The organism is Chryseosolibacter histidinae, assembly GCF_018598225.1.
Lineage (GTDB): Bacteria > Bacteroidota > Bacteroidia > Cytophagales > Cyclobacteriaceae > Chryseosolibacter > Chryseosolibacter histidini.
Map to the genome: position 1 here is coordinate 139,673 of NZ_JAHESF010000013.1, position 11,784 is coordinate 151,456.

At 49.0% G+C, this 11,784-nt stretch carries 11 protein-coding genes and 1 tRNA gene; 5 read left to right on the top strand and 7 right to left on the bottom strand.

What is annotated here, in order from left to right:
- Nucleotides 1-31 precede the first annotated feature (31 nt).
- Together KK083_RS14830 and KK083_RS14835 are read right to left on the bottom strand one after the other, a co-directional pair.
- Nucleotides 32-1,078: a Clp protease/crotonase-like domain-containing protein gene (locus KK083_RS14830; RefSeq protein ID WP_254164051.1), complete on the bottom strand. Its 1,047-nt coding sequence runs from the start codon at nt 1,076-1,078 to the stop codon at nt 32-34.
- A 56-nt stretch (nt 1,079-1,134) separates the two neighbouring features.
- On the bottom strand, nt 1,135-3,447 hold the full coding sequence (locus KK083_RS14835) for a hypothetical protein (protein ID WP_254164053.1): 2,313 nt from the start codon (nt 3,445-3,447) through the stop codon (nt 1,135-1,137).
- A 307-nt stretch (nt 3,448-3,754) separates the two neighbouring features.
- Between KK083_RS14835 and KK083_RS14840 the strand changes: the two genes are divergently transcribed.
- Nucleotides 3,755-4,069, top strand: coding sequence for a hypothetical protein (locus tag KK083_RS14840; protein ID WP_254164055.1), 315 nt, complete (start codon nt 3,755-3,757; stop codon nt 4,067-4,069).
- A 271-nt stretch (nt 4,070-4,340) separates the two neighbouring features.
- A complete protein-coding gene (locus KK083_RS14845; RefSeq protein WP_254164057.1) occupies nt 4,341-4,709 on the top strand; it encodes a recombinase family protein in 369 nt (122 codons plus the stop codon).
- Between the two features lie 865 nt (nt 4,710-5,574).
- Here KK083_RS14845 and KK083_RS14850 read toward each other — a convergent pair.
- Nucleotides 5,575-5,648, bottom strand: a tRNA-Arg gene (locus tag KK083_RS14850).
- Between the two features lie 173 nt (nt 5,649-5,821).
- Between KK083_RS14850 and KK083_RS14855 the strand changes: the two genes are divergently transcribed.
- Complete coding sequence (locus KK083_RS14855; protein WP_254164059.1) at nt 5,822-6,619, top strand: outer membrane beta-barrel protein; 798 nt, start codon at nt 5,822-5,824, stop codon at nt 6,617-6,619.
- Between the two features lie 169 nt (nt 6,620-6,788).
- Here KK083_RS14855 and KK083_RS14860 read toward each other — a convergent pair whose 3' ends face one another.
- A complete protein-coding gene (locus tag KK083_RS14860) occupies nt 6,789-7,196 on the bottom strand; it encodes a DUF3052 domain-containing protein (RefSeq protein WP_254164061.1) in 408 nt (135 codons plus the stop codon).
- A gap of 66 nt (nt 7,197-7,262) precedes the next feature.
- On the bottom strand, nt 7,263-8,165 hold the full coding sequence (locus KK083_RS14865; protein ID WP_254164063.1) for a helix-turn-helix transcriptional regulator: 903 nt from the start codon (nt 8,163-8,165) through the stop codon (nt 7,263-7,265).
- Between the two features lie 88 nt (nt 8,166-8,253).
- On the opposite strand from KK083_RS14865, the gene KK083_RS14870 reads away from it, so the two are divergent.
- Entirely contained in the window at nt 8,254-8,949 is a 696-nt protein-coding gene (locus KK083_RS14870; protein WP_254164065.1) for a hypothetical protein, read from the top strand.
- Between the two features lie 62 nt (nt 8,950-9,011).
- Here KK083_RS14870 and KK083_RS14875 read toward each other — a convergent pair whose 3' ends face one another.
- Together KK083_RS14875 and KK083_RS14880 are read right to left on the bottom strand one after the other, a co-directional pair.
- Nucleotides 9,012-9,584 (bottom strand): LPP20 family lipoprotein, encoded by a 573-nt coding sequence (locus tag KK083_RS14875; protein WP_254164067.1) that lies wholly within the window; start codon nt 9,582-9,584, stop codon nt 9,012-9,014.
- A gap of 108 nt (nt 9,585-9,692) precedes the next feature.
- On the bottom strand, nt 9,693-11,057 hold the full coding sequence (locus tag KK083_RS14880) for an LPP20 family lipoprotein (RefSeq protein WP_254164070.1): 1,365 nt from the start codon (nt 11,055-11,057) through the stop codon (nt 9,693-9,695).
- A 146-nt stretch (nt 11,058-11,203) separates the two neighbouring features.
- Here KK083_RS14880 and KK083_RS14885 point away from each other — a divergent pair, with 146 nt between their 5' ends.
- Nucleotides 11,204-11,713 carry a superoxide dismutase family protein gene (locus tag KK083_RS14885; RefSeq protein WP_254164072.1) on the top strand — a complete coding sequence of 170 codons (510 nt, stop codon included), beginning with the start codon at nt 11,204-11,206 and terminating at the stop codon, nt 11,711-11,713.
- Nucleotides 11,714-11,784: the final 71 nt, after the last annotated feature.

Here is an 11,784-nt window from a genome sequence, read left to right on the forward strand (position 1 = left end):
TGCGTGGCAGCATGATTAGTGGATTTCCGGTCTACTTATCCTTCTTTCGTTTGCTATTCTCTTCAAGCAGCTGCCGCTGTTTAGCCAAAAGGTCATCAACGACCTTCAGTCGGCTCGCTGATCGATCGAGTACCTTCAGTTGACTGTCATGGTTGTCTTTTAAATTTTGTTCTATCCTTGCTTGATGCTCGCCCTCGAGTCGTTTTATCTCGCTAAGTGTGGCCACGTGAGCCACCACATTTTCGGCAACGGCAGGGCCAGCGGTCAACGTCCGCGCAATTTGCGCCACCGACGCCTCCAGGCCGGCGTCAGGTGCCACAGTAGACGATGAGCACTCTGAAGCAGATAGCCCACCCAGTTTGTATTCTTGCCCGCCAAGGATCACAAGCGGCGTGGGTACATACTCGATCCAGGAATCGCCGATTGGTACGGCTCCCAGATAGTAGTCAACTTCCACACCAACCCGACCGGTGCCCGTCGTAAACGTTCCCTGGGTGGGGCTGCTTATGCTCTTGACGATGTACTGCGTCCCCTCAATCATGACCTCACGACCAACGTCAAGCTTTTCGTCCAGTACCCAGGTGAGTCGTTCAAACGCAATCTCTGGTATGATGGTAAAGTCAGCGTCGTTGAGCCGAAGACTTCCGGCACCAAGCCGGTACTGGTCATTGCGTTCGCACAATATTTCTCGAAGGAGATTAGCAGAAATATCTGGGAGTTCCCCCGCAAAATTTGCCTCATCAGCATCTGCCTCCAGTTTTGCAAAGAATGTCTCCTGGTTCGCGAGTGGCGTATCAAGCAACTGAAGGACCTTCGCCTCGCTTCCCGGAGTCACGGGAAGCATAACTCGCGCTACTCCTGCAGAAAGGAATTGGCGGTGTTTCTCATCTATTGTTCGAAGCTCCATGCGCGGAGACCAGGTTTCTTGTTCAGCGAACTCATATCCTGCATAGAATGTAAGCATGTCGTGCCACTCGAAAGCCCCATCGAAGAACGCGATCTTCGTCTGGCTCCTCCGGCTGCAGCGACCCGGTTGGTAGAACGTGTAAACGTCGTCATCAATACCGACTTCTTCCACAAGGGAAAAGTTTGGCGCACGGCCGGTAAGCATTTTTATGATTGCACGTTGCAACTCTACACGTTCCTTGTCGCGAAGGCGTGAAGGTGGTTCTTCAGGGGAAATGCCAGACATCTTCTCCTCGAGACGAGCCTCGGCTTCCGATAGCTGGTTAGATAGCCTTCGCGAAGTTTAAGCCAGGTCTCCATCCTCCATTTGCGAATTGCATCATTCGTGGGGCGCGCGAGTATTGACAGGTTAACCGCCCCCTTGAATTTTCCAGTGGAGTTATTGGCAGTCTTCATCGTCGCGTTAACCACAATACCTGTTTCTGAAACCTGCGCCCCAGGCTCCCAAAGATTGTTCCATGTACCAGAAGTACTGCTATACAAGGTTCGTCCATTGGCTGAAACATACACTTGCCCACCTGATGGAAACCAGACCGATGACATGTAGTCGTAGGCGCGGTAGCCCTCTGGTACTTTCACGATCTGCTGGGCGGATCCGTAGAAATCTGATATATCGAGTGCAAGTCCAACATCGAAGCTGGTAGGGCGCGGAGGTGGCACGATTCCACGTGCATCGTATTGCGACTGGAGCATCATATAGTGAGTACCTGCGACTGAGCTCGCTTCGGAAGAGGCGAGATCACGTTCGAAGGTGATCTGATCTGGTGTCAATGTAAACGCGCTCAAACCATGCGTAGCCGCCTTGCGGGACAGCAATGTTCGGCCTGGCTCTGGCACAATAAACTCAAGGAATAGCCGCGCTCCATACTGCCTGACTTGCACCCTAAATTTCTTTTCGACAAAGCGATAGACGGAGCTGTTGTCAGCAACCGACTCGAATCGATGTTCATTTCGGTCGAACGTTCTTTCCCGAAATGTTTTCGTAAGTTTATCGCGAACACTGTTGCGTATCTCTGACGCCGCCTTCGACACAGTCTCGCGCGCACTGGTCACGGTCGATGCTGCCGACTCAGACCGTGACATTCCAAACGTTGCACCGAGTGAAGCTTGTATTGATGTTACACCATAGTTGGCTGACATGGACACATTCGCGTTGATACCGATTTCCATCGAGTTCTGCGATGCAACGGTACTCTGGAGCTCAAAACGCTCTGACGTCTGGTGGTTCTCGGAACGCGACTCTTCAGTGAGCCGTTCGGATTCTTCCACAACGATCTCCTCGGTCTCACGCTCATGAATTCGAACACGGCTTTCTCCGCCCCGGGCGTTCTCGATATACGATATCTCACGCGCCACATTACAAAGCCACTCTTCGTCTACAACATAAAGGTCACCGATGCCTATTGACGCCACGCACGGCCATTCAAGCTTCGGTGGCCAAGGTTTGCCTTTGTCTTTGCTCTTATCCTTTTCCTTTGAACTGGAAAGGCATTTGACTTCAGCAGCTATAGTACTCAGCAATTGGCCAACGGTCCTGCCACTCGCAGCAAGAATGACCTGCAGTAGTTCCTCACTGCCCGGAGGTGCTTCTTCCCTCCAGCGTCTCGCCACTTCATCGATCAACACGGCAAACTCACGTTCCACTGGTTCCATTCTTCTCACGGCAAATTTCCCGGAACTTTCGCTGCGGTTGAATATTGAGTTTTTCGGTCCGACATCGTCCGACGTACTCTCCGTCATTCTGTAGCGATTGCTTTCTTCCTTCAGAATTTCTGTCAGCTCCTGAAGTGCCCTTATCAGCATGGCTATTGCCCGCTCTGGGCCCACACTGTCGGCAAACAATTTCTTGAGTAAGCCGGCTGTTATACACGGGCCATCGGATTTCTCCTCTTTAAACCAGAACTCTTCGGGAAACCGAATACCGTCAAACTCGAGCTTTGCATCCCCTTTCTCCACAGGACGCCGGATCAGTAAGGCATCACCAATGAGGCTACGGAGTTCATTCGAGACGCCTTTCTTGCTCGCCGGTCTCTGCGCCAGCCAAAGTATTGCAGCCTTCCTGATTTTCGCAATGTACTCTGAGCCGTTAATCCCCTGTACTCGCCGTGAGTTCATGTAACTGAGAAGGTCCGTAACGACGTCGCCTTGTCTGTCTGAGGCGACGATAGTTGCACCTTGAAGTTTACGCGCTTCCCCCTGAATAGGGCCTCTTACAGAAACGTCTGACAGACGTAGGAGTGCAATCGCGATAGCGTCGATCTTGCTGGCAACGAAGCTTTTGTTCCCGCCGAATCGTTGAGCGATGTACCCCAGCAGGTGGTCGTGGCTCGGGCGCTTCCAATCTGGCTTGCCGAATTTACTCAACTCTTCCCGGACCGAGGCTATTTCAGCATCCGGCAGTGGTGTGTCTGTGGTCGGAGCAGATACAAAAGCTTGTCTTGCCGACCTGAATGAAAGGGTTTTAAAAATCGTAGTTGGCATAACTAGTCCATTAAATGGGGTTGACTCAGTAGAGAAAGAAGGTGGTAGAAAATACCAGCGAGCTCATAATCTCTGGGCTTAAGATTATTGAAAAGCTCCCGTTAGCAGTGTAATTTATAAACTTTACCAGAGTGCGCAAGTCACGTTTACCAAATTATTTTTTAGTTAACGATTTTGGGGACTGCCTTTTTGAAATCTTTGATGCAAAAGAAAATTGTCTTCCCACACCGGTTTTAAAAAATCTCAGGATATTTTTTTTCTTACTTGGTAATTGGAGAAGTATTGAATCTATCCCGGTTATAGCACTATGGAACGTTTCAAGAAAATTGAAAAGAAATTGATTCTGGCGAACGGCGTGGAGGCGACGTTCAGTTTGTTGCAAAGTCACAGGACTTCGTTTGACAGTTATTCCTTACTGGACTGTCCAAGATCAAGCCTGTACACGATTTACGGCGATCCAAACGAAGGAACAGAAGATTTCAAAGGAGTGACCGGAGATGGCGCTTCCCGTATCTTCGCCAAGATGGCGGACTGTAGAGCTTGCTTTTATATTGACGATGGAACAGACGACGCTTTTTATGAGGCTCGCGATAACTCTATTAACGACTTGGACCGCCTTTAATTGGCCGGTTGGGGGGGAGGCCCCGATTGCCTTGGTCTCACCCGTGGCGTGTGCTCTCGCGGTGCTTTCTCGCGTTGAAAAATTAGGCTATCATCGTCGTCATCCTCGGTCCCGCCCATATTCATTTCGGACCTCCTATTTTCGACCTCCGCATCCCTTGAGATAACAATAGCGGGAGATGTGTTTATCAATTTTTTAAAATCGACCTCCTTCATATCAAAATCACTACCTTTCACACCAACGTCAGCCGCCTTTTCTTCAGGTCGCGCCTTTGACTAAGTCAACAAACTCTATCCTCTCCCGCCATTTGTCCGAAAGCCGTTTGTTGGCGTCATCACCACCGGGCATCTCGGCCAGCGACGAAGCTGAATTTATACGGGAAGCGTTCGAGTTGGTTGCAACCGGAAATTATATGCAAGACGAGATAAGGTTTAAGTTAAGAATGAAAGGTTTCGAATGTAGCAAGAGTTCTTTCAGCAGGATCTTTTCCAATAGGACTTACATCGGCAAGGTTTGGGTTTCTGGTGAAGGACAACCGGATTATTATGTCGATGGCCGCCACGAGGCAATTGTTAGCGAGGCGGTCTTCTTCCAGGTTCAAGATGTTCTTTTCTGGAAGGAGGCCAGCAAGCACAACTAAACAATTGTGTCGGGAAGAATTCCCTTTGAGGGGTTTTCTTCAGTGTCCCAAGTGTGGAAAAACTCTTACAGGAAGTTCGGCTTTAAGCAGACAAAGCGACCTTATTACTACTATCACTGTACAAAGGGCTTTAAGGAAATTCACTCCATAACGAAAGTTCATGCTTCATTCGACAGGTTGCTGCAAGAGATCGTCGCTAAAAAAGAAGCCCTTGACCTATATGAAGAGATATTTAAGCGATTGTACGCACGATCAGGCAAGGACCGCGAGGTGGAGTCAAAAAAGCTGTTATCGGCTATCGAATCGAATAAAGCGCGTCTATCCACTTCGTTGAAAATGAGATTGGACGGTGGATTGAGCAATCAGAGTACTATCAAATAAAATCTCAACTTGACGAAGAGAACTCAACTTTAGTTGGAGAGCGTGCATCATTACAGATAATGGGTGAGAACTACAATGAAAAGGGTCAGCGACACGTTGAACCTCCTGAGGGACACGGAAGATTACAAAGATGCAAGCGTTGAGCTAAAACATTAACTCATTGGTTTGAACTTTCCTGAAAAGTTGGTTTTTCGGATGAAACAATTCAAACCACCTGAATGAACGAATTGCTGTCTCTTTATGCTGGATAACAGGAAGTTACCAAAAGAAAAAGGGACAGACCCAACTACTTGTTGAATCTGTCCCAAGGAGTGCACTCGCAGGATTGCCGGTGGCGATCCCCGCTAAGCAGAGGTCCAAAAGAATGCAAAGCCACGCTGCGCTTGTTTTTGCTTTCTGTCGTGTCACTCAAGCGAAGCCGCTTGGCGACCCGCCAAAAAGCAAAAACCCCGGCTATCGCCGGGGCTTTGCATTCTTTCACTCGTGCACTCGCAGGGATTCAAACCCCGAACCTTCTGATCCGTAGTCAGATGCTCTATTCAGTTGAGCTACGAGTGCTTATCAGGGCCGGGCTATCTGAAGTTGGGCGTTGCCTACTGTAGATTTGCCTGTTGCCTACTGAATTTTGGACTGCAAATGTAAAGAATAAATTCACTCAACCAAACAAAACGGTTTGGCTCTGCCGACAAAAAAGCTATTTTTGAGCCTTTATTTTTAAGAAAAACAATCGTATGATGAGAAAAGCCGCCTCTATCGCCATAGTCCTTACCCTCATACTCACCTTTAATGCGATAGCCCAATCCACTCAGGCTCCCAAGAAAAGCCGCCCGGACATTCCAGGCACCTTTGCGCTTGAGTTGGGCGTCAACCGGCTGACCGAAAAACCGAACCAGCTGAAGTACGGCTTCTGGGGTTCCAGGACCCTGAACCTCTACTATTTATATGACATGCGCATCGCCCAGTCGAAGTTCAGCTTTCACCCCGGCATAGGTTTCGGCATGGAGCGTTTCAAACTCATGCGCTCCGAGCATTATACGGCCACTGACACCATCACCTACCAGAACCCTACTTTAATGTTCGACAATGTTGGCAACACCGTATTTGTCAACTCCTTGAACTACATTTATGATGCCGACAGCCTCGGGCAGGTTAACTGGGTGGAAACATACGCCACCCGCAAGTCCATGCTGGTACTGAACTACGTGGATATTCCGGTAGAGTTCCGGTTCAGCACCAATCCTGACGATCCGGCGCGCAGCTTTAAACTGGCCGTGGGTGGTCGGGTAGGCTACTTGCTGAACGCCCATACCAAGATCAAATACAAAGAAAACGGCGAGCTGAAAAAACTGAAGAACGTGCAGGATTTCAACCTCAACCACCTGCGCTACAGCGTGTACATGAAAGTGTACCTCGGCAACTTTGCCCTCTTCGGTTACTACAACCTGAACCCGCTGTTCGAAAGCGGTAAAGGACCGATGCAGACTAAAGCAGCATCGTATACGATAGGTATTTCACTGGCCAGCTTCTAATCATGCCTGTTAGTATAAGTTAAATTGCGTTGCTTTGACAGGCAACACCTCGCTGTTTTCTCTTAAGCAACAACGATTAAAGAAGTTGGCTGATGTTGTTGCGCCATGACATGAAGGTCGTTACGCGGCATAGTCTCAATACTCACATCTCAATACTCATATCTGATATCTAACCCCTGTCTTTCACCCGTACCACAAACTTCAATCCTGACCACACGTCGTCTACGGCGCAGACCTTCACGTCCACGAGTCCTTCTTTCAATCCGAAGTCGCGGATCACGTTCTCATCCAGGTCGGTGGGTACTTTCGAAGACTTTTTGGGCCACGATACCCAGAGCATGCCATCTTTCTTCAGGCACTTGCGGGCCTTTACAAACGCCTGTTGAAATGTTTTCTGGTCTTTTGTAAAAAGGTGTATGAAGTCGATCTCTCCCTGCAGCTTTGTTTTCACCACAACATCTTCAGGTAAGGGAGTCAGCCATTCGAAATAGGCATTGGGAGGTTGATGCACAAATACGGTGTAGCCTTCTTTCAGGCCAAGCTTTTTAACGAGGGGTGTACCTGAATAACCTGCCATACATCAGCATCATTTAACGAATGCTCACTCAATATAACGCATCCGCTTCAATAGCCCGCGTCAACATCACATTCCGCAGTAAATAAAATATTCACCTGTCTTTGCCTCGTGATCGTCTGAAAAAACAAAGAAGTCGTAAAAGTCGTGCAGGGTGAATATTTTCTTATGCCACACCAGGTTTTCCCTGAACAACGTAATGTATTGCTTGACCTCATCCTGCTTGCCCTTCGGCACATCGAACACCAGGTAGTCGCCCTTTTTCACAGGCATGATCATACATTCCGGGTTTAACCGCTGAAATGTCGCTGGATCGCTTTCTTCCACGAAGACACCATAGAAGGCTTTAAAGTCCCGGAGCGCTGTGAAGTTTACCGAGTCATAAGCCTGAAGGCAAAAGCGGTGCGCTGGTTTTCCGAAAGAAAAACGCAGTGACCGGAGCGATTGCTCATAACTTTGAGGTGTTATGTTCCAGTTGTTGCCGAGCCGCCAGATCTGACCTGCCAGGAAGCCGGCTTCGATCCTCGTGCGGCGGCAGGTAAAAGCAAACTCCATGGCCAGCAATGACTCATATTGCGCTTCACTGGTAATACCGTCGAGCAATATATTCGGAGATTCTTTCCGGTATAACGTTTTATTCCTGCGTCGGCCTGGTGGCATACCAAAGGTTTGGGAGAAGGCTTTCGATAAAGAGTGTTTTGTAGCAAAGCCTGTTTTATCGGCAATCTCGCTCAGGTTCAATTCAGTGTAGCTGCTCAGGATCGCGGCACGTTCCAGTCTTCTTCGCGTTATGTAATTGCCCAGCGATTCGCCCCGAAGCGTTTGAAAGATCTCGGCAAGGTGGTGATACGATGCGTGTGCGTACGCCGCCACTTCACCAATGCCGAATGGCGTTGAAAGATCTCCTGCCAGGTATTCATCCACCCTGCTCAATACCCGCGTATGGTGCTGTAAAGTATCTTTTCGCTGCATGCAGGTCAACCGTTATCCATTTTGGGGAATTGATACGCGGCGTTTGTGAGGCACTTGGAACCCCGGTATTTTAGCGATCAAAAAATCTATGATCACATCAGGAATGAGAAAGGGGGCCGGTATCCTTTGCATCACATACATGGCCGTACAAAGTTTCCAGTGGTGGGTGTTCTCCAAAGCACCGTTGCCAGAAAGCTCAGGCATCAAAGACTTTCTGTTTAGCGCCGAGCCCATAAGCGTTGTGCGTTCGTGGCTGATGTTGCTGAGCATGTTTGCCTTGTTCTTTATCTTCTTTGTGTTGTGCTTCGATCAGCCCGGTAAAAATAAAGCATGGAATTTTATCGCCTTTTGCGGATTTTCCGTGTTCTGCCTGCTGGAGGTCATACTCCGGTCGATCGAATTGTTTTACACGCAGATCCAGTTACCGGGTGAATATCTCGCCGCCTCCACAGCACAACAGGAGATAATCCTTTCATACGTGATCCAGTTTCAGAAGATTCAGGGGGCGTTGTATTTTCCGCTCGGATTTTCTCAAATGCTGGGAAGCTTTATACTGGCCCTCGTTTTCCCTGCAACACCCCAACGGAACTACGTGATCAAGGCTGTGCTTTATTTCAACGGCATCCGGTTGCTGTTGAGAACCATCACCGGATACCTGGGCGTAGAACTGTTCCCTGACCCGATCTACGGCACATTATACCTGCCGATGGTTTATCTCATGTTTGGTCTCAAAGCCTGGTGGCTCCTGGCGCAGCGTAAGTCAGCGCAGGCAGTGATTTCCTGATCAAAAAAAAGAATGCTGCCATTTACGGCAGCATTCTTTTTTTTTGCAAAGCTTACGATGACTTAGTTGCCGTTCTTCAGCTTGTCCATTTCTTTCTCGAAGGTCTCTTTGAACTTCTCGTAGTCATAGTCGATCTTCAGGCGCTCGTCTTTTGATAAACGCTCATTGTATTTGGCAACGAGTTCATCGGCAGAAAGCTCGATGGCGACGTAGGTCTTGTAAGTGCCTGCTTCGGTCTTCATCAGCTTCTCGCACAGGGTACGAACACCGGAGATGGTTTGGTCTACCACTTCACGGTTCAGGCTTTCGAAGCGCTCTTCAACTTCTTCCTTGTTGTTCATCTCGCGTGAGTTCACATAGTTATCCGTTACTGTTTTTACAGTGGTCTGGATAGCTTGTGCCAGCTCGTTGCGGGCGTTGGTCAAAGCTTTTTTCTTCGACGTCACCTGGTCCTGGCTTTCGCCGATGGAGTTCGCACGGAAGAATTTGTTGGTGGTGAAATAGTCGGGGCCTGAGCAGGGTACTACCACTTCGACCTCGCCTTTAACCTTCGCTGTCTCTTTCTTGCCTTTACAGCCGATGGCGAATACAGCTACGGCAAGCAATACAAATGTAGAATACGTCAACTTTTTCATATCTAGTTTCAGAGTTTGGTTATATATAGTACAATTTAAAGACCAATTTTTCACGTCAAGAGAGGGTTTTCACGTCACAAAGGGGGAATGCTGTTCAGCGATCACATGTCACTGCAATACTGTGATCAGCAATTCTTTCATTCTTTCGTTCTCCAGTGTTTCGAGGGCTTTATTGTAGGCATCCACGCTCGACTTATCATAGTCCAACCCATAACCTTTCACACGGTCGAGGGTGGTGGCGTAGATCTCTTTTTGTTCTTTCATGGCCGTGACCTTGATCACGCTGGTGAGGTAGGTGATGTAGATGCTGCCAGAAACAGATCCTTTTTCAGAGTCTGCTTTCACATCGAACCACAGGTCAGCCGTGCCTTTATCATTGGTAAATTCGAAGCCGTTGTTGGCCAGCAAATTCTTCAGCTTGTTGCTGATCTGGTAGTTGGCTTTCGTCGATCCCAGGCTCTTCTCCTCTGAGGTAAGGTATACCACGGGGCGCTGCACTTTCATGTTCACCTGCGCGCGCGGAACATTCAGCGTTTTAGCGATCAGGTTGTAGACAGGAGAGCCACTGGTGCCACTCAACGCGTCGATGTTCACTTTGATAGCCAGGGTCTGCTCAAGGTCTCTCGATCCGATGCGGTTCAGCAGGATCTTTGCCTGGCCCGCCTCATCAGTCTTGTAGTCCGGGAAAACATCACCCGCGCCTTTTTCGAAGGCAGCATTCAGGGGAAGGTTCACCGCTGTTTTGCCCAGGTCTTTATAGGATGCTTTCGCGATCACGGTCTGCTGGCTCTGGTTGACGCGCCTGTTCAGCATGATCTCTGCAGGATTCACCTGCACGTTGATCTTATCGAGGATGGACTGGATCGATGCATAGATTTCGTTCACCAGCAACAGGTCCTGGTTATCGATGGTGACACGAATGGCTTCGCCCAGGTACTTTTCAATGGCCCTGAACGACTGGAAATAAAAGCTTATGGCCTGCAACCGCTCGCCGTCTTTGTCAGCCTGCCTGGCTTTCTTCAGAAAATCGGTGGCCAGCAGCGTGGCATTGCGCTTCTGCTCTTCTTTGATCTGCCTGTAGCGGGCAATAGACAACCGGTAATATACCCAGTAATTGGTGGCATCTTCCCAGGCATCTACCAGCTCGAATTCTTCAATCTCGTCGGCTGCCGTGGTCTGAATGATCTGTTCGTATTGCTCTTTGAGCTTTTGGTCTGTTTCCATGAAGCTGAGCACCGAAGTGCTGGAGACGTTCACCTTGATCTGGGATACCAGGTCATCGAGCGCGCTCTTTTTGGCGGACTGCACGTAATTGTTCGAGCCATCTTTGGTACTATGCCCAATACCGGTATAATAACCCTCCTGGTAAGGTTCGTTCTTCAGCCACGACGGTTTCAAAGCTTCCGGATCGGGGGGCTGTACCTTGGGGCTACAAGCTGCGATCAGCAAAAAGAGCGTTAAAATGCGCTTCACAGAATAATTTTTGAGGTTCGTCGTTCTAACATCCACATCCCGTGCCAAACTAATATACCAAACGGTAAAACAAATCTACAGCCTGGGATGCCCAGAATAACAAGGGTGTATTAAATTTTTTAACTTTAAACAAAAAAGCTGCGGATATGAAAAGATTGGGTTTGCTGCTCTCTTTGGTGGTTTTTCTCAACGCCTGCCAGGAAAATGAGCCTGTTCAGAGTGACCTCACCGGTAATGAGACCACGTATGCGCTTCATTCAGGTTCTGACTATCCCGTGAACGGAACCGTTACTTTTAAAGAAGTGAAGGACGGCAGCACCAGGATCACCGTAGCGCTATCAGGCACCGAAGGCAATATCAAACACCCCGTGCACCTGCACCTTGGCAACATTACCACCCCCGACGCTGACGTGGCAGCGTTGTTAAATCCTGTGCTCGGCCAGACAGGCATCAGCGAAACAAGCCTGAAGCAGCTCGCCGATGAATCCTCCATCACCTATCAACAACTGGTTCAGCTCAACGCCTGCATCAAAATACACCTCGCAGAATCAGGACCCGACAAGAACATCATCCTCGCCGGCGGAAACATCGGCGCGGCTGTCACAGACGACTCTTCCACCGGAAGGCTGGGCATGCGAACCTGTAAAAGCGAATAACAGAATTTAGAATTTAGGAGTTAGTCCCGATAGCTATCGGGATTAGAATGGTTGCGATCAGCACTCACAGC

Excerpts from the sequence above, each read along its gene's own strand:
- KK083_RS14855 (WP_254164059.1), top strand. The coding sequence starts at position 5,822 with ATGATGAGAAAAGCCGCCTCTATCGCCATAGTCCTTACCCTCATACTC.
- KK083_RS14885 (WP_254164072.1), top strand. The coding sequence starts at position 11,204 with ATGAAAAGATTGGGTTTGCTGCTCTCTTTGGTGGTTTTTCTCAACGCC.
- KK083_RS14865 (WP_254164063.1), bottom strand. The coding sequence starts at position 8,165 with ATGCAGCGAAAAGATACTTTACAGCACCATACGCGGGTATTGAGCAGG.
- KK083_RS14875 (WP_254164067.1), bottom strand. The coding sequence starts at position 9,584 with ATGAAAAAGTTGACGTATTCTACATTTGTATTGCTTGCCGTAGCTGTA.
- KK083_RS14840 (WP_254164055.1), top strand. The coding sequence starts at position 3,755 with ATGGAACGTTTCAAGAAAATTGAAAAGAAATTGATTCTGGCGAACGGC.
- KK083_RS14860 (WP_254164061.1), bottom strand. The coding sequence starts at position 7,196 with ATGGCAGGTTATTCAGGTACACCCCTCGTTAAAAAGCTTGGCCTGAAA.
- KK083_RS14835 (WP_254164053.1), bottom strand. The coding sequence starts at position 3,447 with ATGCCAACTACGATTTTTAAAACCCTTTCATTCAGGTCGGCAAGACAA.
- KK083_RS14870 (WP_254164065.1), top strand. The coding sequence starts at position 8,254 with ATGATCACATCAGGAATGAGAAAGGGGGCCGGTATCCTTTGCATCACA.